The organism is Arthrobacter sp. KUASC02 (genome assembly GCF_059739395.1).
The window spans coordinates 836702-856906 of record NZ_AP046053.1 but is presented as its reverse complement, the minus strand read 5'-3'; the positions used below and the strand labels follow the sequence as shown (position 1 = coordinate 856906).

The 20205-nt window shown below is 65.4% G+C and carries 21 protein-coding genes; 14 read left to right on the top strand and 7 right to left on the bottom strand.

All coding sequences use genetic code 11. The annotated features are described in order from the left end of the window. The first annotated feature begins 1 nt into the window (after position 1). The 6 genes from hpaH (at position 2) to AC6JAC_RS03950 (ending at position 7605) form a co-directional block, all read left to right on the top strand. Positions 2 to 787 (top strand): 2-oxo-hept-4-ene-1,7-dioate hydratase, encoded by a 786-nt coding sequence (gene hpaH, locus AC6JAC_RS03975; RefSeq protein WP_028271254.1) that lies wholly within the window; start codon positions 2 to 4, stop codon positions 785 to 787. After that, positions 772 to 1605 (top strand): HpcH/HpaI aldolase family protein, encoded by an 834-nt coding sequence (locus tag AC6JAC_RS03970; RefSeq protein ID WP_497963484.1) that lies wholly within the window; start codon positions 772 to 774, stop codon positions 1603 to 1605. Before hpaH ends, AC6JAC_RS03970 begins: the two co-directional genes overlap by 16 nt. A gap of 30 nt (positions 1606 to 1635) precedes the next feature. Further along, positions 1636 to 3129: an NAD-dependent succinate-semialdehyde dehydrogenase gene (locus AC6JAC_RS03965; protein WP_497963483.1), complete on the top strand. Its 1494-nt coding sequence runs from the start codon at positions 1636 to 1638 to the stop codon at positions 3127 to 3129. Between the two features lie 81 nt (positions 3130 to 3210). Then, positions 3211 to 5391: a transglycosylase domain-containing protein gene (locus AC6JAC_RS03960; RefSeq protein ID WP_497963482.1), complete on the top strand. Its 2181-nt coding sequence runs from the start codon at positions 3211 to 3213 to the stop codon at positions 5389 to 5391. Between the two features lie 327 nt (positions 5392 to 5718). Further along, complete coding sequence (locus tag AC6JAC_RS03955; protein ID WP_497963481.1) at positions 5719 to 7047, top strand: ammonium transporter; 1329 nt, start codon at positions 5719 to 5721, stop codon at positions 7045 to 7047. A gap of 273 nt (positions 7048 to 7320) precedes the next feature. Continuing rightward, complete coding sequence (locus AC6JAC_RS03950; RefSeq protein WP_055807503.1) at positions 7321 to 7605, top strand: DUF1540 domain-containing protein; 285 nt, start codon at positions 7321 to 7323, stop codon at positions 7603 to 7605. Between the two features lie 140 nt (positions 7606 to 7745). Here the strand turns inward: AC6JAC_RS03950 and AC6JAC_RS03945 are convergent, their stop codons facing one another. After that, positions 7746 to 8123 carry a hypothetical protein gene (locus AC6JAC_RS03945; RefSeq protein WP_347899388.1) on the bottom strand — a complete coding sequence of 126 codons (378 nt, stop codon included), beginning with the start codon at positions 8121 to 8123 and terminating at the stop codon, positions 7746 to 7748. 166 nt (positions 8124 to 8289) lie between these two features. On the opposite strand from AC6JAC_RS03945, the gene AC6JAC_RS03940 reads away from it, so the two are divergent. Both AC6JAC_RS03940 and AC6JAC_RS03935 read left to right on the top strand, forming a co-directional pair. Next, complete coding sequence (locus AC6JAC_RS03940) at positions 8290 to 8454, top strand: hypothetical protein (RefSeq protein WP_197024942.1); 165 nt, start codon at positions 8290 to 8292, stop codon at positions 8452 to 8454. Between the two features lie 6 nt (positions 8455 to 8460). After that, positions 8461 to 8775 carry a DUF6221 family protein gene (locus tag AC6JAC_RS03935; RefSeq protein WP_497963480.1) on the top strand — a complete coding sequence of 105 codons (315 nt, stop codon included), beginning with the start codon at positions 8461 to 8463 and terminating at the stop codon, positions 8773 to 8775. Between the two features lie 10 nt (positions 8776 to 8785). Here AC6JAC_RS03935 and AC6JAC_RS03930 read toward each other — a convergent pair whose 3' ends face one another. From AC6JAC_RS03930 to AC6JAC_RS03920, 3 genes are all read right to left on the bottom strand, one after another. Then, positions 8786 to 9568, bottom strand: a complete 783-nt coding sequence (locus tag AC6JAC_RS03930; RefSeq protein WP_497963479.1) for a hypothetical protein — start codon at positions 9566 to 9568, stop codon at positions 8786 to 8788. Between the two features lie 45 nt (positions 9569 to 9613). Beyond that, entirely contained in the window at positions 9614 to 10222 is a 609-nt protein-coding gene (locus AC6JAC_RS03925) for a DnaJ family domain-containing protein (RefSeq protein ID WP_497963478.1), read from the bottom strand. Positions 10223 to 10366: 144 nt separating this feature from the next. After that, entirely contained in the window at positions 10367 to 10978 is a 612-nt protein-coding gene (locus AC6JAC_RS03920) for an NADPH-dependent FMN reductase (RefSeq protein ID WP_028271264.1), read from the bottom strand. A 787-nt stretch (positions 10979 to 11765) separates the two neighbouring features. On the opposite strand from AC6JAC_RS03920, the gene AC6JAC_RS03915 reads away from it, so the two are divergent. Further along, the gene (locus tag AC6JAC_RS03915; RefSeq protein WP_231511243.1) at positions 11766 to 12197 is read left to right on the top strand and encodes a matrixin family metalloprotease; all 432 of its coding nucleotides are present in this window, start codon (positions 11766 to 11768) and stop codon (positions 12195 to 12197) included. Between the two features lie 70 nt (positions 12198 to 12267). Here the strand turns inward: AC6JAC_RS03915 and AC6JAC_RS03910 are convergent, their stop codons facing one another. The 3 genes from AC6JAC_RS03910 to AC6JAC_RS03900 are packed head-to-tail and all read right to left on the bottom strand — an operon-like array spanning position 12268 to position 14915. Next, positions 12268 to 12855 carry a P-loop nucleotide/nucleoside kinase family protein gene (locus tag AC6JAC_RS03910; protein ID WP_028271266.1) on the bottom strand — a complete coding sequence of 196 codons (588 nt, stop codon included), beginning with the start codon at positions 12853 to 12855 and terminating at the stop codon, positions 12268 to 12270. A gap of 58 nt (positions 12856 to 12913) precedes the next feature. Continuing rightward, on the bottom strand, positions 12914 to 14209 hold the full coding sequence (locus AC6JAC_RS03905; protein WP_028271267.1) for an MFS transporter: 1296 nt from the start codon (positions 14207 to 14209) through the stop codon (positions 12914 to 12916). 58 nt (positions 14210 to 14267) lie between these two features. Next, positions 14268 to 14915: a bifunctional 4-hydroxy-2-oxoglutarate aldolase/2-dehydro-3-deoxy-phosphogluconate aldolase gene (locus AC6JAC_RS03900; protein ID WP_028271268.1), complete on the bottom strand. Its 648-nt coding sequence runs from the start codon at positions 14913 to 14915 to the stop codon at positions 14268 to 14270. A gap of 92 nt (positions 14916 to 15007) precedes the next feature. On the opposite strand from AC6JAC_RS03900, the gene AC6JAC_RS03895 reads away from it, so the two are divergent. The 5 genes from AC6JAC_RS03895 to AC6JAC_RS03875 all read left to right on the top strand — a co-directional run bounded on the left by AC6JAC_RS03895 (position 15008) and on the right by AC6JAC_RS03875 (position 19980). Next, positions 15008 to 15814, top strand: coding sequence for a DeoR/GlpR family DNA-binding transcription regulator (locus tag AC6JAC_RS03895; RefSeq protein WP_028271269.1), 807 nt, complete (start codon positions 15008 to 15010; stop codon positions 15812 to 15814). A 77-nt stretch (positions 15815 to 15891) separates the two neighbouring features. Next, a complete protein-coding gene (locus AC6JAC_RS03890; protein WP_028271270.1) occupies positions 15892 to 16143 on the top strand; it encodes a DUF2630 family protein in 252 nt (83 codons plus the stop codon). A gap of 90 nt (positions 16144 to 16233) precedes the next feature. Then, positions 16234 to 16962 (top strand): FadR/GntR family transcriptional regulator, encoded by a 729-nt coding sequence (locus tag AC6JAC_RS03885; protein WP_043438616.1) that lies wholly within the window; start codon positions 16234 to 16236, stop codon positions 16960 to 16962. 193 nt (positions 16963 to 17155) lie between these two features. Beyond that, on the top strand, positions 17156 to 18571 hold the full coding sequence (locus tag AC6JAC_RS03880) for an aspartate ammonia-lyase (protein ID WP_454699450.1): 1416 nt from the start codon (positions 17156 to 17158) through the stop codon (positions 18569 to 18571). 107 nt (positions 18572 to 18678) lie between these two features. Continuing rightward, a complete protein-coding gene (locus AC6JAC_RS03875) occupies positions 18679 to 19980 on the top strand; it encodes a dicarboxylate/amino acid:cation symporter (protein ID WP_028269870.1) in 1302 nt (433 codons plus the stop codon). Positions 19981 to 20205: the final 225 nt, after the last annotated feature.

Genomic DNA, 20205 nt, shown 5'->3' with positions numbered 1-20205 from the left:
CATGCTGGATGCCAAGACGATCGAGGCCATCGCGGACGAACTGCTCGAGGCCGGCCGGAACCGCAAGCCGGTGCCCCGGCTGACCTCCCGCTACCCGGAGATGACGGTGGAGGATTCCTACGCCGTGCAGCAGCTGTGGCGGAACCGCAACGAGGACGCCGGCCGGAAGCTGGTGGGCCGCAAGATCGGCCTCACGTCCAAGGCGATGCAGGCCGCCACCGGCATCACCGAACCGGACTACGGTGCCATCTTTGATGACATGGTCCTGGAAACGGGCTGCTCGGTGGAGTGGGACCGGTACACGCATCCGCGGGTGGAGGTGGAGCTCGCCTTCGTCCTGAAGGACGCGCTCAAAGGCCCGGGCTGCACGATCTTCGACGTCTTGAACGCCACCGACTACGTGGTTCCGGCCCTCGAGATCCTGGACTCCAGGATCGAAATGGAGGGCCGGACCATCGTGGACACCATCGCGGACAACGCTGCGATGGGCGCCATGGTGGTGGGCGGCCGCCCGGTCAAGCCCGACGCCGTGGACCTCCGCTGGGTCTCGGCGATCCTCTACAAGAACCAGACCGTGGAGGAGACCGGCGTGGCCGCCGGAGTCCTGGACCACCCCGCCAACGGGGTGCACTGGCTGGCCAACAAGATTGCAGCGCACGGCGACGGGATGAAGGCCGGGGACATCATCCTGGCCGGCTCCTTCACCCGCCCGCTCTGGGTCTATAAGGGCGATACCGTGCACGCCGACTATGGACCCCTGGGAGTTGTCACATGCCGCTTCGAGTAGAGCCTGACGCCACGTTCCGGGACGCACTCCGCAACCAAACCGGCAATGCCGGGCGTCCGCTCGCCGGAATGTGGGTCTGTTCCGGCAGCCCGCTGATCGCAGAGCTGTGCGCCGGGGCCGGGCTGGACTGGCTGCTGATTGACGCCGAGCACAGCCCCAACGGGCTGGAATCCATCCTGGCCCAGCTGCAGGCCGTCCGCGGTTACCCGGTCCAGGTCCTGGTCCGGCCTCCCGTCAACGACACTGTGGTGATCAAGCAGTACCTGGACCTCGGCGTCCAGAACCTGCTGGTGCCCATGGTGAACTCCGCCGCGGAGGCCGCAGCCGCGGTGGCGGCCACCCGGTATCCGCCGCACGGCGTCCGCGGCGTGGGCTCGGCACTGGCCAGGGCGTCGCGGTGGAACCGCATCCCGGACTATCTGGGCCGGGCATCCGAAACCATCAGCGTCACCGTCCAGATCGAGTCCGAAGCTGCCGTTGCAGCGGTGGAGGAGATCCTGGCGGTGGACGGTGTAGACGCGATCTTCCTGGGGCCCTCTGACCTCGCCGCCTCCATGGGCGTCCTGGGACAGCAGGAACACCCCGAAGTGCGCGCCGCCGTCGAACGCTGCCTTGCGGCCGCCGCAGCGGCGGGGAAGCCCGCGGGTGTCAACGCCTTCAACAAGGACACCGCCCGCAGCTACCTGGCAGCCGGTGCCGCGTTTGTGCTCGTCGGCGCAGACGTCGCGCTCCTGGCCCGCGGCTCCGAAGCACTCGCCGCCGAATTCGTCCCCCGTGTTCCGGCGCCTGAGCCCGGCGAAACCCCCGCCAGCTACTGACCTTTCCCACACACTTTCCTGAGGAGCCCCATGACCATTTCCCCTGCCATCTCGCCCGAGCGGGAAGCCGCACTCCTCGCTTCCGTCCCCACCGGGCTGCTGATCGGCGGCCAGTGGACGGATGCGTCCGACGGCGGCACGTTTGACGTGCACGATCCCGCCACCGGGGAGGTACTCGCCACCCTGGCGTCCGCCACCAGCGCCGACGCGCTGGCCGCGCTCGACGCCGCCGACAAGGTGCAGGCTTCCTGGGCGCGCACGGCACCGCGGGAACGCGCCGAGATCCTGCGCCGCGCTTTCGACCTGGTGACCGAACGCGCCGAGGACTTTGCCCTGCTGATGACCCTGGAAATGGGCAAGCCCCTGGCCGAAGCCCGCGGCGAAGTCACCTACGGGGCCGAGTTCCTGCGCTGGTTCTCCGAAGAGACGGTCCGGGATTACGGCCGCTACCTCACCACCCCCGAGGGCAGGAACAAGATCCTGGTCCAGAAGAAGCCGGTGGGTCCGTGCCTGCTCATCACGCCGTGGAACTTCCCGCTGGCGATGGCCACCCGCAAGGTGGCCCCGGCCGTCGCCGCCGGCTGCACCATGGTCCTCAAGCCGGCCAAACTCACCCCGCTGACCGCCCAGTACTTCGCGCAGACCATGCTCGACGCCGGCCTGCCCGCCGGAGTCCTGAACGTGGTGGCCTCCTCCAGCGCCTCGGGCATTTCCGGCCCGCTGCTCGCCGACCCAAGGCTCCGCAAGGTCTCCTTCACCGGCTCCACCCCGGTCGGCAAGCGCCTCATGGCCGACGCGGCGCAGAACGTGCTGCGGACCTCCATGGAACTGGGCGGGAACGCCCCGTTCATCGTGTTCGGGGACGCCGACCTGGACAAGGCCGTCGAAGGTGCCATGGCCGCGAAGATGCGGAACATGGGCGAAGCCTGCACCGCGGCCAACCGGTTCCTCGTCCACGAATCCGTCGCCGCCGAGTTCACGGAAAGGTTCGCCGCCGCCATGGGCGCACTCACCACCGGCCGCGGCACCGAACCGGCCACCCAGGTGGGTCCGCTCATCGACGCCGGCGCCCGCGACGACGTGCACGCCCTGGTGAGCGCCGCCGTCGACGCCGGAGCAGTTGCCGTCACCGGCGGTTCCCCGGCAGAGGGCGCCGGGTACTTCTACCAGCCCACCGTCCTTGGGAACGTGGCGAACGACGCCGCGATCCTGCGCCAGGAAATCTTCGGCCCCGTCGCCCCGGTGACCACCTTCAGCACGGAGGAGGACGCCATCCGGCTCGCCAACGCCAGCGAATACGGCCTGGCCTCCTACCTCTACAGCCGCGACTTCAACAAGCTCCTGCGCGTGGCCGAACAGATCGAATTCGGCATGGTGGGCTTCAACGCCGGCGTCATCTCCAACGCCGCCGCCCCGTTCGGCGGCGTCAAACACTCCGGGCTCGGCCGCGAAGGCGGCTCCGAGGGCATCGCCGAGTACACCACCACCCAGTACATCGGCATCGCCGACCCCTACGCGAACTGACGGACCGCCCGCCGGACTCTGGCTGGCGGGCGGCCGCCCGGGTATTCTGGACACACGTCTCTCGCGTGATAGCTGGACAAAATGGCGCCGAAGAAGCGATTGGGTTCACGTCTGGCCGCGGCCTTGGGAAGGCTCGTCGGATTCTTTGCCGTGAGCGCCATCTGCGGAGTGCTGGCCGCCAGCCTGGTGGTTCCGAGCGTGGCGGCCGCCGGGGTGACGGTCAGCAGTTCGATTACATTCTTCAACAGCCTGCCCGGCGACCTCACGGTCAACGTTCCGTCGCAGGCCACCAAGATGGTCACGGCGGACGGCCAGCCGATCGCCACGTTCTACGCGGAAAACCGGGTGCGGGTCGCCCTGGACCAGATGTCCCCGTTCATCAAGGACGCGATCATCGCGATCGAGGACAGCCGCTTCTACGACCATGCCGGCATCGACCCCCAGGGCATCCTGCGTGCACTGACGTACAACCTCACCCAGGGCGGCCGGCAGGGTGCGTCCACGCTGACCCAGCAGTACGTCACCAACGTCATCAATGAGTCGTACCTTTCCGCGGACCAAAGCGAGCAGGTGATCCTCAGCGGCCAGAAGAGCGTTGGCGACAAGCTTCGGGAGATGAAGCTTGCCATCGAGCTGGAAAAGAAATACACGAAGGACCAGATCCTCGAGGGCTACCTGAACATCGTGTTCTTCAACCGTGACGCCTACGGCATCGAGGCCGCGGCACGGCACTTCTTCAGCACGTCCGCCAAGGAGCTCACCCTGCCGCAGGCCGCGCTGCTGGCCGGGCTGGTGAACAGCCCCAGCTTCTATGACCCGGCCGTTCACCCGGAGAACTCGCTGCAGCGCCGCAACCAGGTCCTGGGCAACATGCTGGAACAGAGGAAGATCACCCAGGCTGAACACGACGCCGCCGTGGCCACCGGCGTGGACCTGAAAATCACCCCGGGCAGGCAGGGCTGCGCCGCCGCCGTCATCGCACCGTACTTCTGCGACTATGTGTCCCATCTGATCCTCAACAACACGGCCTACGGTGTGGAGCTCAAAGACCGGGAGAGGCTGCTGTACCGTGGCGGCCTGACCATCGTCACCACCCTGGACAGCAGGCTGCAGGCCGCCGCCCAGGCCCAGGTGGATGCCACCGCGGGAGCCAACCCGGACACCTGGGGTGCAGCCTTGGTGACCATCCAGCCCGGCTCCGGCCGGATCCTGGCCATGGCCCAGAACACCGTATTCCTTCCGGCGGACGGGAAATTCGACACCCAGTTGAACTTCAACGTCGATTCCATGGATGCCAACGGCAATGACCTGAACGGGGCCGGCGGATTCCAGCCCGGATCCACCATGAAGCCGTTCACGTTCGCGGAGTGGCTGAATGAGGGAAAACCCCTGAACGCGATGATCGATGCGTCCCGGCGGACCTACCCGCTGAACTTTCCGTGGCGGTCCAGCTGCGGCAAGGTGCTCGGCGCCTACAGCACGGCTGAAAAGAACGCCGGACTGGGGGCTGAAGACGACCTTCAGAACAACGACCTCGGATACTACCGGCCCATGCCCATCAACTACGGCCTGTACAACTCCATCAACACGGCAACCTTCGCCGCCGCCACGCAGCTGGATTTCTGCGGAATCCAGAAGATGGTGGATGCGGTGGGGATCCACAGCGGCCTGGACGGAGCCCAGGTGAACATGCATCAGCTGGGCAATCTGCTGGGCGCCATCGGGGTGGCTCCCCTGCACCTGGCGAACGCCTTTGCCACGTTCTCCAATGACGGCCGGTACTGCACACCCATCGGCGTCGCGGACGTCAGCGACACAGCAGGGCGGCATTATCCGGCCGAGGCCACGCAGTGCCGCGCCGCCGTCAAGCCCGAGGTGGCCCGCGGGGTCAACGCCGTGCTGCAGGACGTCCTGAAGATGGGATCCGGGGTCTACATCAACCCGAAGGTCCAGAGCCGGGTTCCGGTAGCGGCGAAGACGGGAACGTCCAACAACAACGGCGCCACCTGGGTGGTGGGCTACACCTCGGGCCTGGCCACGGCGTCGTTCTTCGGCGACACCCTGCAGGGCCAAAAGAGGGCCGGCCAGAACATCACCATCAACGGCAACTTCTACAAGGCCATTGACGGCTACATGCTTGCCGGGCCGCAGTGGGCCAACTACATGATGGAGGTTGCCGGGCTGTACCCGGCAGATCCCTTCCCGGCCCCGCCGCCGTCCATGTACGTCCCGCAGCGGCCGACGCCGGCGCCCTCCCGCTAGCCCGCAGCCGGCGGGCCAGCCACCCGGCCAGCCACCCGGCCAGCCGCCTGGCTGGCCGCATGGCCGGCCGCTCCGCCTGCGGTGAGCCGCCCGTCATCTTGCCGAAACGCAACCTGTAGTCGCCCTCCCGTCACGCCGTCGAAGCGCCCCAGTTAACATGCCCGAAACAAGACGGTCATGTGATCTTCACGCTGGCCCCGTTCCTGTAACTTACCCGCAACCTAGCGCCCCATTATCGGAAACACGAACCGGGAAACATTGAGCGGGGGCGTGGCCCGGAATCACTCGAGGTCCCGTACGGAAGACTTGATGAGAAGGGACACGCAGGTGCAAATCTCTGCGGAAAACGTCTGGCTGATGCTGTCGTCGGCCATGGTGCTGTTCATGACCCCCGGCCTCGGCCTGTTCTACGGCGGCATGACCCGTGCCAAGGCGGCGCTCAACATGATCATGATGAGCTTCATCTCGGCCGGCATCGTCGGTGTTGTGTGGGTCCTGTGGGGCTACTCCATGACCACCGGCGACGGCATCCTCGGCCTGTTCGGCAACCCCTTCGCCAACTTTGGCCTGCAGAACCTGATGGGCTCGCCGGACCTCATGAAGGCGGCCTTCAGCGCCACCTTCGCCATCATCACCGTGGCCCTCATCAGCGGCGCCATCGCGGACCGCGCCAAGTTCAGCGCCTGGGCGCTCTTCGTGCCCATCTGGATCACCCTGGTTTACTGCCCGCTGGCCTACATGATCTGGGGCGGCGGCCTCATGAGCGCCGGCGGCGCCATCACCGCCATCTTCGGCCAGGTGATCGACTTTGCCGGCGGCGCCGTCGTCGAGGTCAGCTCCGGAACCGCCGCCTTCGTCCTCGCATTGATCGTGGGAAAGCGCCAGGGATTCGCCAAGGACCCCAACCACCGGCCGCACAACATCCCGTTCATCATGCTCGGTGCCGCCATCCTCTGGTTCGGCTGGTTCGGCTTCAACGGCGGTGCCGCCACCACTGCCGAGCAGGCCGGCCTCGTCTGGGTCAACACCCTGGTGGCACCGGCCGCGGCCATGCTGAGCTGGCTGGTCACCGAAAAGATCCGCCACGGGCACCCCACCTCCCTCGGCGCCGCTACAGGTGTAGTTGCCGGCCTGGTGGCCATCACCCCCTCCTGCGCCAACATCAGCCCCCTCGCAGCCCTGGGCCTGGGCCTCGTGGCCGGCGCGGCCTGCGCGGTCTTCGTCGACCAGAAATACCGGTTCGGCTTTGACGATTCGCTGGACGTCGTGGGTGTCCACTTCGGAGCCGGCGTCATCGGCACGCTCTCTCTTGGCTTCATCGCCCTGCCGGTGGACGGTGTGGGCGGCGGCCTCCTGTACGGCGGCGGCGCACAGCAGCTCGTGGCCCAGCTCGTCGCCGTCCTCGTCACCATCGCCTTGTCCGGCCTGGGCACGTTGGTCATCGGCCGCGCCATCCACAGGACCATCGGTTTCCGGGTCAGCGAGGAAGCCGAAAACGCGGGCGTGGACCTCTCCGAGCATGCCGAGACGGCCTACGCATTCGGCGAACTGTCGCGCAGCCGGTTCAACCCTTTCCATCACGCACTGCCCGCTCCGGCAACAACCAACGCTCCGGCAACTGCCCAGGCACAGGAAAGGCAAGACAGCCTGGTGTAGCCGCCTTGCTGTTGGCAGGTGAGCCTGTGGGAGGTGAGGGGCCGGCGGCGGTCTTTGGGAAGGCCCCCCGGACGTGCCGGGAGTCGTGCCGTCGGCCCTACGTCCATCATAAGAAGCGGCGCGTTGCCGGACCATAGGCCGTAATGCCCTAACCAGTCGCAGGAACCCGGCAATTAGGTCACACGTTTGGGTCTTTTTGATCCGGCCGGACAGGCTTACCGTGGGTCACAGGGAGCAGCCCGCCCGGGCAGCCGAACCACGGAGGATCTTCCTATGACAACGCACGTCGCAGACTGCAGTGTTTCCAACTGTTCCTTCAACGACCACTCGAATTGCAACGCCGCCGCCATCACCGTCGGCGGGACCCAGGACCATGCATCCTGCGCTACCTTCATCGACACCGGCATGCACGGCGGACTGCCCAAGGTCCTGGCCGACGTCGGAGCCTGCCAGCGCTCCGAATGCGTCCACAACGACCACCTGATGTGCAAGGCCCCGGAGGTCCATGTGGGTCCGGGCGCAGACAATGCGGACTGCCTGACGTACTCGCACGCGTAGCGGGGCGGGGACTCCCCCGGCATAGGGACCAGACACCAGCAACTGAAAGCAGAGGACGACGGCGGGACTTCCCGCCGTCGTCCTCTTGCGTTAGTGGCTGCCTGCAGTCAGCCGCGGCGGACGCCGGGTGTCAGCCGCCGTCAGTCATCGCTGGACGGCGGTTCCGGTTCGGGCTCTTCCAGCCAGTTCACTACGCTGCTGCCGCCGTGCGCCCGGTTAAGCGTCTCCTGCAGGGCATCGGCTTCCTGCGCCGCAAGGTCCAGTTCGGACACGGCGATCATCACGCCGCGGGCGCTTTCGTTGTGCGGGCGGGCGTAATGCGTTCCCGCGGCCGCCGCCCGGTGCCATGCGGCCAGTTCCCGGATGGCCTGCGCGATGGACCCCTGCGTTTCGGTGAGGCTGCGGAGGATTTCGTGGCTGTCCGATGGCGCGTCCAGGTTCCGGGTGGCACGGGCCAGATAGCGGGCCGCCTCCTGCATCTGCTGCGCCGCGCGCCGTGGTCCGTTTGTCTCTGACACCGTCCTGCTCCTTCGCCTGGGCCGTCATCCGATGGACCCATTGTCCCCCACTCCGTCAGCCCCGGCAGGGCCGGAATGGTTCTTGACAGCGCTGCGGCTCCGGGCGCTAGATGATCAGTAGTGGGGGTCCCACGTCACCGCAGAAACCACAGCAAAAGGAGCGGACATGAGCGAGAATCCAAAGACGTCGGAGCGTGTCCACAGCGAGGCTCCGGCCGAAGGCGACGTGAACGCGGATCCGCGGGACATCCGGGCGCATTCGCAGGACCCCGCCGAAGGAGCCGACATCACAGTCGCCGACCTTGCAGACGGGGCAGCCGCCGAAAGCTGAGTGGTTGTGGACATTGTCGAGTTCCTGTCCGAGCGCATCAGGGAAGACGAGGCAGCGGCCCGGAAAATCCTCAGTGACCGCACGGTCTCCGAATCAGGGCGATGGTACGAACACCGCCTGCTGCTGGAGTGCGAGGCGAAGAAGAGGGTCATCCGGATCGTCGAATCTGCCCGGCAAACGGCGCTTGCAACCATGGTCAGCGACCCCTTCGAGGAGGAGTCCCGCTGGATCCCCGAAGCCATCGAGTGGACCACCCGATCGCTGAAGGCGCTGGCGCTGCCCTATGCCGATCACTCGGACTTCGAGGAGGACTGGCTCTAGGCCCGTGCAGCTATCCCGCGGGCCGCAGGGAGGTAATCATGCGCTTGATGCTGCGGTACTCCGAGGTCTCCAGGTAGATCTTGGCTTTCTCCAGATAGGGCAGGGACTCGTCCGCGGGAGTGTTATTGTTCGCCGGATCGTAGAAGGCCCCGAACATGGCCGCGTTCGGCGGCCACGTGAAGAACTGGAAGATGGCGCAGGCCGAGTCCCCGGCCGGCGGAGGACCGGACGTGATCCCGTACGCCGCAGCCGGAGTGTCTGCCGGCCCCGGGGCGGTGGCGTTTCCCCTGGTCTCATAGACGAACCGCGGCGTGGCGCCTTTAAGGGTCAGCGCCGTCAGGTCCTGGGAGTCGAGCACGGAGTACGGGTACCGGTCCACGCAGGTGGACCCTGTTGCCATGTTGGTCCGCAGCGTCGCCAACGGTTTTCCTGCAGTGTTGGTAACCTCCGCGAAGGCGCCTCCGCCCTCCGCCAGTTCCCCCGCGGGATCCCTGACGCTCCACGTGGCGGGAAGGTCGAACGTGAGCTGGCCGTCCGCCGTCGTGTAGCTGGTCCACGCTACGGACTCAGGGGCCGCGGGCTCAGTGGAGGTCCCGCCGGCAGCCGGCGTTTTCGTGTTGTCCGGGGTTTGCGTCGCGCCTGACGGGGCGCTGGCTGGCGCGGACGCCGGGAGGTCACTCGCCGATTCCGTAGGCGGCCCGGGAGGTCCGGGTTGCTGGCCGCAGCCGGCCAGCAGGAAGGCGAAGACGAGAACGACGGGCAATGCTAAGTGGGACGGTGCCGACGCGCGCATGCCAACCTCCAGGGGCCGCGAGATAGTCCCTCTATTGTGGCCCTGTCACGACCCCCCGTTCCAGATCCGCCGCCACCAGGATCGCTTCAGTTCAGGCTCCGCCTGCTGCGCGGCCGCAGCTGCAGTGCGCTCAGCGCGGCGTTCGCGCCAGCGCTCCACTTCAGCATCAATGTCACGGGTCTTGGTGATGACGGGTGGTCCGCCCTGGAGCTGGCGGCGGGCATCGATCACGCGCTTGTTGAAGTCCGCCAGGATGTCGCGGACCTGCTTCTCGGCAAACTGGGCGTCGATCCTGGCGTCCAGCTCGGAGTCTTCGGTCCGCAGGAGGATGGCTTTCGGACCCATGCCGGTGAGGTTCTCGCGCTGGATCAGGCCCTTGACCCACCAGTCGGGATCGTAGGCCTCGCCCAGCCCCGGGATGGGTTTGCCGGCGTACTTCAGGTTGTCGAACTTCCCGTGGGCCATGGCGTCCCGGATCAGGTATTCGGCCCGTTTGGCGTCGTCCACTTTCCGGCGCTTTTCCCGCGCTTTTTCCTCGGCGGCGGCGAGCTCGGCTTCCTCTGCGGCCGTCATGCCGGTTGCCCGGACGGCCCGCAGTTCGACGGCCCGTTCCAGGCGGCGCTTGAACGCGCTGCCGGCTCCTTCGCTGGTCATGTCCACACCGCCCCTGGCCGATCCTGAATAACCTGCCTTCCAGTATTCAGAGGACCCGGGGGAGTTTCAACAACATGGCTAAGAAGCAATGCCAAAGCGGTCGACGGCGGGACCTCCCGCCGTCGACCGCTTTCGTTTTGTTCCCTAACGCGAGAGCTTGGCCTCGTCCGGTTTGGGGTCGCCGATGTGGCCGGGAGCGTTGGCGGCGAGGACCCGTTCCACGAACGCGCCGTATTCCTCCATGTAATGGCGCAGGAAGTCCGCGGTGCCCTGGTTGGTGACGGTTCCGTCCTCGGCGAAGTCGGCGGGATTGAATTTCAGGTAGGCCTCGGGGGCGTTGAGCTGGGGCGCGTCGAGGAAGCTGAGGACTGCGCGCATGGAGGACTGCATGACCGCGGTGCCGATGCTGCCCGGTGAGGCGCCGAGGATGCCGGTCGGTTTGCGGGCGAACGAGTTGGTGCCCCAGGGGCGGGATCCCCAGTCGATGGCGTTCTTGAGGGCGCCGGGGATGGAGCGGTTGTATTCGGGGGACACGAACAGGATGCCGTCCGAGCCCTCGATCGCTTCCTTCAGCGCACGTCCGGCCGGGGGAAAATCGGCGTCGTAGTCGTAGCTGTAGAGCGGGAGGTCCTTGATGGGAATCTCGGTGAACTCGAGGTCCTCCGGAGCCAGTTTGATCACGGCGTTGGCGAGTGTGCGGTTGATGGAGCCGCGGGCCAGGCTTCCTACGAAGTAGCCGATCTTGAACGTTGCCATGCGACAGATCCCTTCTTTGGGCCGGCCTGAGCCGGCTGGCCGACTGGTGGGCCATGCCTGACACAGGCTCGGCCCGTCAGCCAGTCCAGCACAGAACGCGGGCGGGGGCTAGGGGCGCGGGACCGCATTCACCGACGCAGCCCGTATGCTGGCATCATCCGTCAGGGACGACGGAATTCGTGCAGTCAGGGGGACACTGTTGCGTTCGTTTTCCACTAAGCGGGGCAATCCGCCCGCCAACCGCCAAAGCGCCAGCGGATTGCCGCCAGCCGTCCGTCGCTCAGCCAGCGGAAGAATACCGCAATGGGCAATTGACGAAGCACTGGGCCGCGCAACGGACAACGACCCGTGGCGTGCGGGCTCCGCGTCCCCTCAACGGGCTAAGAAACCGGGATTCTTTCGGCGCCCGGCATGGACCCGCGTGACCCGAAGGGCGAGAAGAAAGTCCACGGCGGGCTTGGCGATCGCACTCATCGTCGGCCTTTACTTCACTCCATCACTGCTGGAAAGGTTCGTTCTGCCAGCCGTTCTGCCGTACCTTCCGGGCTCCAAGGTGCCACCGCCAGGCTTTGAGGCTGCAGCTTCCCCGCTGGGCCGGCCGCCCGCTACGACCGGATCGCGCTCATACTTGCTCCAGCCGTCGCCTGATGCAGACCAGCCATTCGCCGCGTATGATCCCTGCCGCCCCGTCCACTATGTTGTCCGGCCAGACAACGCGCCGCCGGGCGCGGATTTGCTGTTGGCGGAGGCCGTTGCTGAGGTTTCCGCCGCAAGCGGTCTCCAGTTTGTGAACGATGGAGCAACGAGCGAGGGTCCCAGCGACGAGCGGAAACCGTACCAGCCGGACCGTTACGGCCAACACTGGGCTCCGGTTCTCATCGCGTGGTCCACTCCGGAGGAGTCACCTGGGCTCGCCGGAAAAGTCGCGGGGCTGGGAGGCAGCACCATGGTCAATGCCTTGGGCTCGCCCTATGTGCTGGTCGCAGGACAGGTGCGCCTTGATGCCCCGACTCTCTCGGAGATCATGCAATGGCCGGAGGGATCAGCCCACGCACGCGCCGTCATCACTCACGAACTCGGACACGTTCTGGGCCTCAGCCACGTCGATGACCCCAGCCAATTGATGTATGGCGAGGGAAACAATGTGACTGGCCTTGCCGACGGCGACCGTGCGGGCCTAGCAGTGTTGGGCACCGGCCAGTGCGTGCCGCAGTTGTAACACATCGAGAAGCGATGCTGAGGACGGCAGAAATCCCGCCGTCCTCAGCATCGCTTGAAGTTCTCTGACCTCAGGCCACCCCTGCAGTCAGCGCCGACGCGAAGTCCGTAATGTCCGCTGCCGCGGCGCTGTTGTCGAAGTCCACGTGGCGGGCTTCCTTCCATTGGCAGGAATTGGCCTGCGCCCCGGCCCAGAAGGTTTCCCAGTTGGCGAGTTTCCACTCGTCCCGCGGGTAGCCCCTGGAAATCAGGCGCTGACGGAGTGCCTCGCCCGCCAGCTTCACGTGGACAACCACCAGTTCCGCCTCCGGCCACTGGTGCTGGCAGCGGATCTTGGACAGGTAGTCGTCGTCCGTGAAGAACTTGCCGAACGGCGCGTCCAGCACCACGGAGTTTCCGGCCATCAGGTTGTCCCGGGTGAGGTCCAGGATGGACGCGTACTCCAGCGGCATGATGGTGCTCTGGTAGAACTCGTTGTTGTCCCGCTCGTTGGGGTCCGAGCCGTTGAGCCGCAGCAGCAGCTCGGTGAACCGGATGGTGGCGGTGTCCTTGTCGATGTACGCAGCCCCGAACCGCTGGGCGATGAGCCTGCTAACGCTGGACTTTCCGGAACCGGCCGGGCCGATCACAAAGAACACTTTGGGGATGGTGGTAGTCAACTGCCTGTTCTTCCTCGAACCGTGGAACTTGAAACGTAGAACCGGTACCGCGCCGTGCCTAGGCCGAGATAGCCGCGCGGCGGTCCTTGACGAAGATGCCGTAGGACAGGGCACCGACGATCAGCAGCATGCCGCCGATTAGGAACACTAGCGTGTAGTTGCCGCCGGTCTCGTTCAGGATGAACCCGGTGACGATCGGTGCCACCGCGGCGCCGAGGAACCCGCCGAAGTTCTGGATCGCGCCCAGGGATGCCACCTGGTTGGATTCCGCGATATCCGACGCCAGTGTCCAGAGGACCCCGATCGGCACCTGGGCCGCGAAGTAGCCGACGGACAGCAGCACGATGGCCAGTGCCGTGTTCTCGACGTACGCCACCGGAAGCACAGCGGCAGCGGCGAGGAGTGCACCACCCACGATCGGGATCTTGCGGGCCGTGATGGTGGGGACTCCGCGTTTGATCAGTTTGCCGGAGAGGATGCCGCCGGTCAGGACACCGATGACGCCGCACAGGAACGGCAGGCCTGCGAGCCAGCCGATCTGACTCAGGCTGAAGCCGCGTGCGGTCTGGAGGTAGCTGGGCAGCCAGGTGAGGTAGACCCACACCGTGTAGAAGATGCCGAACGCGCCGAGGACCATGAACCAGGTGTTCTTCTGCTTGAGGAGTTCGCCCCAGCCGGCCTGCCTTTCCTTCGGCTGCTGCTGTTCCTCGAACTCGGCGCCCTTGATGATGAACTGTTCCTTCATCGTGGGGTCGCGGTAGATCCGCAGCCAGACCAGGGCAATGACGATGCCGAAGGCGCCGATAACGACGAACATGCCGCGCCACGTCATGGTGAGCATCAGGAACGTCAGCAGCGGCGGCGCAATCGCGTTGGCAATCTGTGAACCGGTGTTAACGATTGAGACCGGCAATGCCCGCTCGGTCTTATTGAACCACTTGTCCGCCACCTTGAGCCCCGAGGTAAAGAACGGGGACTCGGAGATACCCAGCGCAACACGGGCCGCGTAAAGGAAGCCGAAGGAGTTGGCCAGCGCCGACAGCATGGACACGATGGACCACAGCCCCGCCGCCCAGGCGAACATCTTCTTCGGTCCGAACCGGTCCACGAGGTAGCCGGCGGGAAGGTTCGCGATGGCATAAGGCCAGGAGAACGCCGAAAGCAACAGGCCCATCTGCAGGGTGTTGAGGCCGAATTCCTTGGCGATGGTGGTGTTGGCGATGCTGAGGTTGTTGCGGTCCAGGTAGTTGACGATGCCGCCGATGACGAGCAGCGCGATCAGGTACCACCTGATCCGGACGCTCTTCAACGGCTTCTCCTGGGACATATCGATTTCTGCTGAAGCTTGGCTCATGCAGCTCACTCCTTTGTGTTCTGGCGACAGTGGCTGTCGGTTCTGGGGGTGCCCGGGCTTAGCGGCGGGCGTCGTCGATTGCTGCGAGGAACGTCCGTGCCGCCTGGGACACGAGTCCGTAATCGCCGTCGTTCTGGGCAGCTTTGGTGACAAAGCTGCCCACGCCGACGGCGGTCACACCCGCAGCGAACCACGCGGCGACGTTCTCCGGGGTCACCCCGCCTGACGGCATGATGGGTGCCTGCGGCAAGGGCGCCATGATTGTTTTCACGTAAGCCGGTCCGCCGAGTTCGGCGGGGAACAGCTTGACGATGTCGGCGCCGGCTTCGAGCGTGTTGAGCACCTCGGTGGGGGTGAACGCTCCACTCGCGGTGACCGCCTGGTACCGGTTGGCGGTGGCGATCATGTTGGGGTTCAGCTGTGGGCTGACCAGCAGACGCGCACCTGCCGAAACCGAGGCGAAGGCTGCTTCGGCATCGAGGACGGTACCTGCTCCCACCACAATGCCTTGGTCGCCGTACTTGTCAACAAGGCGTTCAATGACGCCGAGCGCACCGGGAACAGTCAACGGGACCTCGACGGCGCGGATGCCGCCGTCGATGGCGGCCTCGGCAACGCGGTAGGCCTCGTCGGCCGAATCCAGCCGGGCGATCAGCAGGGCGCCGGTTCGGACGATGGTCTCTAGGGTCTCAAATTTGTTTAACATCGATTAAGAGATTACCCCAAATATTCACAAATCAGAACAGTGTGTGAAAAGTTGTTAAGATGGTTGTGACGACATCCCCGAAGGAGCCCCTCGTGAGCACGACAGCACGACCGCTGATCCCCGAGCAGCGCCACCAGGAGATCCTCCGGCTGCTTCGGCGCGAAGGCGTCCTGAGCATCCGCAGCCTCACGGATTACATGAACGTCTCCCACATGACAGTCCGGCGGGACATCACGGCGCTGGAGGACCTGGGCCAAGTGGTGTCCGTCCAGGGCGGCGTACGCCTGGCTGAGTGGACCAGCCAAGAGCCGCCTCGGGAACGCGAGTTCAGGGCGCAGCTGGAGCTGCCCCGCAAGCAGGCCATCGCTGAACTCGCGGCAGGGTTCGTGGAGGATGACATGGTGATTTTCCTCGACGCGGGCACCACCTGCCAGTCCGTGGTCCCCTACCTTGGCGGACACAAGAACCTCACGGTGGTCACCAACGACTTCTATGTGGTCACCAGCCTCTTCGCATATCCGAACATCGAGACAATACATACCGGCGGCATAGTGGACCCCTCCAGCGCATCCAGCTGCGGTCGCATCGCCGCGGACGCCATCAAGTCCATCAACATCGATTTGTTCTTCCTCAGCACCGGCACGTGGAACATGTCCCGGGGCGTCACGACGCCGTCCATGGACAAGGTGGAAGTGAAGCTGGCAGCCCTGGAGGCTTCGTCGTCGTGCTTCCTGCTGGCGGACAGCACCAAATTCGGCACCGTTTCCAAGTTCAACGTGGCACCGCTTGAAAAGCTTGACGCCGTGGTGACGGACGAGCAGCTCTCTGGGGAAATGCAGGAGAACATCCGGGATCTGGGCGTCGCTGTGCACGTGGCCACATTGGGGAAGTCGGCCTAACCCGGGCCGACAGGTTCTGGTCAGGCACCGCGGGCGACACTACGCTGGCTGGTACCCCCGCCAGGAAGAAGGACACCGTGGACGAACAGGACATCCTGCAACGCATCCAAGGACTCGTTGAGGAGGAACGCGAGCTTCGCGAAAATGCGGAATCTGCTGCGCCCGGGCCGGAGCATGCCCCCGACCGCACGCGGCTCAAGCGCATCGAAGAGGACCTGGACCAGTGCTGGGACCTGCTTCGCCAGCGGCGGGCCAAGCTGCAGTACGGGGAGAACCCGGACGAAGCGGCACCGCGGCCGGTCAAGCAGGTGGAGGACTACCGCGGCTGACCCGGCTGCGGCGAGCCGTTCTGCGGACACAGCAACCGCAACATTCAGGACACCTTTGACACGCCGTGTGACAGGTGCCATAGTTTCAGCATGGACCTGTTGGACAGCTGGACAGCTGCACAAGATCGAGTTGTACGCGTTGGCGCGGCTGAGGCGGTCTTCGCATCCCTCCGTAGCGCTATCGAAGGCGGCAGGATCCCGGTCGGCACCCGCCTCGACTCGGAGGCATCCCTTGCAAAGCAGTACGGCGTGAGCCGCACGATGGTCAGGGAGGCGCTACGTTCATGCACCGCATTGGGGCTGACCGCCACCCACACAGGCAAGGGCACCTTCGTCATTGCTGACAAAGTTGCCCAGGACCTCAAACTTGGCAAGTACTCGGCAAGCGCCCTCGTGGAGGCACGTCCCCACGTGGAAGTGCCTGCCGCTGGGCTTGCTGCGCAACGCCGCAGCAGCGAGGACCTGGAAGCCCTCCGGGAGATCCTGCGCGAAATGTCCGAGGAGGACGATCTCCAGCAGTGGGTGCTTCTGAATACCGAGTTCCACGTGACCATCGCCCGGTGCAGCGGCAATGGCGTGTTCGAATCGTTCCTCTCAGACATCTGCGACGCCATGGCCAACCAGTCGAACACACTCAACCTCGTGGCTGACCGGCGCAAGGAATCGGGTGAGGAGCACGCCCGCATCTTCGCTGCCATCGAGAGCGGATCAGCCGAGGAAGCATCCCAGGCCATGAGAATGCATCTGCACGGGGTGGAATGCGCCCTGGGCACCATCGTCCCCGGAAGCGGGAACTCCAGGGCCGGCCATACGCGCTAGCTCCTAAACCCCGAACCGTACCCACCTTCCCCTGGCTTGCCCTTTCCGCGGCAAGCCCCGCCCCGCCTCCTTGCTGTGGCATAGCCATGCCACCGTGCAGGCTGAGGCGTCACTCCCGCCTGCCCCGGCCCCAGATCCGTACCGCCCAAAATTTTTCGTCCAAGCCCGTCAACGAAGCCCTGTGAGGACCCCAATGAACACATCCCCCACCACCCTGGACACCCGCTCCGAACACGACCTGCTGGGTGACCGCGACGTCCCCGCCGCCGCGTACTGGGGTGTCCACACGCTCCGCGCCGTGGAGAACTTCCCCATCACCGGCCAGCCGCTGTCCTCCAACATGTACCTGGTCCGCGGCCTGGCCGCCGTCAAGCTCGCCGCCGCCCGGACCAACCGCGAACTCGGCCTGCTCGATGCAGAGCGCGCCGACGCCATCGAGGCGGCCTGCTCGGACGTCATGAACGGCAAACTCAGCGATCAGTTCGTGGTGGACGTCATCCAGGGCGGTGCCGGGACGTCCTCGAACATGAACGCCAACGAGGTCATCGCCAACCGCGCCCTGGAAATCCTGGGCCACCCGAAGGGCGACTACGCCCGCCTGCACCCGAACGACCACGTCAACCTCAGCCAGTCCACCAACGACGTCTACCCCACGGCCGTGAAACTGGGCACCATCTTTGCCGCCCGCGAACTGCTCGCCGCCCTGGCCGAGCTCGAAGAGGCGTTCGCGGGCAAAGCCGCCGAGTTCCGCACGGTGGTGAAGATGGGACGCACCCAGCTCCAGGACGCCGTTCCCATGACCCTCGGCCAGGAGTTCGGGACCTACGCCGTGACCATCGGCGAAGACCGGCTGCGCCTGGCCGAAGCCGACCTGCTGATCCACGAAATCAACCTCGGCGCCACGGCCATCGGCACCGGCCTGAACGCCCCGGCCGGCTACGCCGAGGCAGCCTGCCGGCACCTGGCCGACATCACCGGCCTGCCGCTGGTCACCGCCGTGGACCTCATTGAGGCTACCCAGGACGTCGGCGCGTTCGTGCACCTGTCCGGCGTCCTCAAGCGCGTGGCCGTGAAGCTCTCCAAGATCTGCAACGACCTGCGGCTGCTTTCCTCCGGCCCGCGCGCCGGCTTCGGCGAAATCAACCTCCCGGCCGTGCAGTCCGGTTCCTCCATCATGCCCGGCAAGATCAACCCGGTAATCCCGGAAGTGGTCTCCCAGGTGGCCTACGAAGTCATCGGCAACGACGTCACCATCACCATGGCCGCCGAAGCCGGGCAACTCCAGCTCAACGCCTTCGAACCCATCATCGTCCACAGCCTCCACAAGAGCATCTCCCACCTGGAAGCCGCCTGCCGCACCCTCACGGCACGCTGCGTCCGGGGCATCACCGCCAACACCGAACACCTCCGCCTCACGGTGGAGCAGTCAATCGGCCTGGTCACAGCGCTGAATCCCCACCTTGGCTACGCCACCGCAACCGCCATCGCCCAGGAAGCCCTCGCCACCGGCAAGGGTGTTGCCGAACTGGTCCTCGAACACCGGCTGCTCACCGCCGAGCAACTGGAAGAGCTCCTCAGCCCGCAACGCCTGGCCAACCTCAGCCGGTAGTCAACCGAAAAACCACTCGACACCCACCATCTAACCCGCCCGATTTAGAGGGAGCTGGGGCACACCGCCGTGCCCAAATATCCCCGGCCTCTACGCAAGGACTGAGTATGAAAAACAAATCAACGATGTGGATTCTGGCAGCGCTCGTGTTCGGAATCCTCAGCGGGCTGCTGTTCCACTGGCTGCTGCCAGCGGACACACGCGCATCCGTTGTGGCGGTCCTCGACACCGTGACGCACATGTTCCTCAACCTCATCAAAATGATCATTGCGCCGCTGATCTTTGCCACTCTCGTCTCCGGTATCGCGGGAGCGGCGAAATCGGCAGGGGTGGGCAAGCTCTTTGGACGCTCAATGATCTGGTTCCTGTCCGCCTCCGTCCTGGTGGGCGCCTTCGGTTTCATCACGGCCCACATCCTCAACGTCGGTGACGGGCTCCACCTGATGCCGGGTGGTGATGCCGGGATGGAAACGAAGCCCCTCGATTACCAGGAGTTCATTACCCACATCATCCCCACAAGCGTCTTCGCCGCGCTGACCGCCAACAACCCCCTGCAGATCCTCGTCTTCGGCGCTCTCTTTGGCATAGCCCTGCTCAACCTCCGGAAGAAGGGCCGCTCCTCCATAGCTGACGCCATCGATGAACTGATGGGGGTCATGTTGAAGGTCACCGGGTATGTGATGAAGGCGGCCCCGGTGGGGGTGTTCGCCGGCATCGCGGCAGCCTTCACCTCCAAGGGCGTGGATGCTTTCGCAACCTATGCCTCCTTCATCGGCGGCTTCTATGTCTCCCTGGCCGCCCTCTGGGCCATCATGATCGCCGTCGCCGTCGCTTTCCTCGGACGGGCCGCCTTCCGGCTGGTCCGGATCGTTCGCGAACCCATGGTCATCGCGTTCGCTACCTCCAGCAGCGAGGCCGCACTTCCCAAGCTCATTGAAGGCCTGACCAAGTTCGGCATCGCGAAGCGCACCACCGGTTTTGTGCTCCCCCTGGGTTACTCGTTCAACGTGGACGGTTCCATGATGTACATGACCTTTGCGTCGGTCTTCCTGATCAACGCCTACGGCATCGACATGGACCTCGGCCAGCAGATCGCGATGACCGCGATGCTCCTGCTCAGCAGCAAAGGCATGGCCGGCGTGCCCCGCGGGTCGCTCGTCGTGGTGGCTGCGGTGGTCCCTGGTTTCGGTATCCCCGCCGCCGGAATTGGCGTCTTGCTGGTGATCGACCAACTCCTGGACATGGGACGCACTGCCACCAACATCCTGGGAAATGCCATCGCTACCGCGGTCATCGGCCAAAAGCACGACAGGTCCGCGTCCCCGCTCGAAGCCCCTCGCCCCGACGCGTCCCACAGCACGCAAGACGGTGAATACAGCACGGAGCCTGAGCGCGTTTCGATGCACTGACCGGCCCCTGCCCGGCCACTCAAGCTCCACCAGCGAATCCACTCCACACCAAATGAAAGGCCATAGCCCATGACCGCTGCCTTTGAGCTCCAGAGCCCGACGGACGTGCAAACCACCACTAAGCAGGCGCAAAGGACGAGAAGAACACCGATCAGGACCCAAATCGTCGACTATCTGGCAAGCAATGGCGCAAGCAAAGTAGCCGACATCAGCAACGGCATCGCC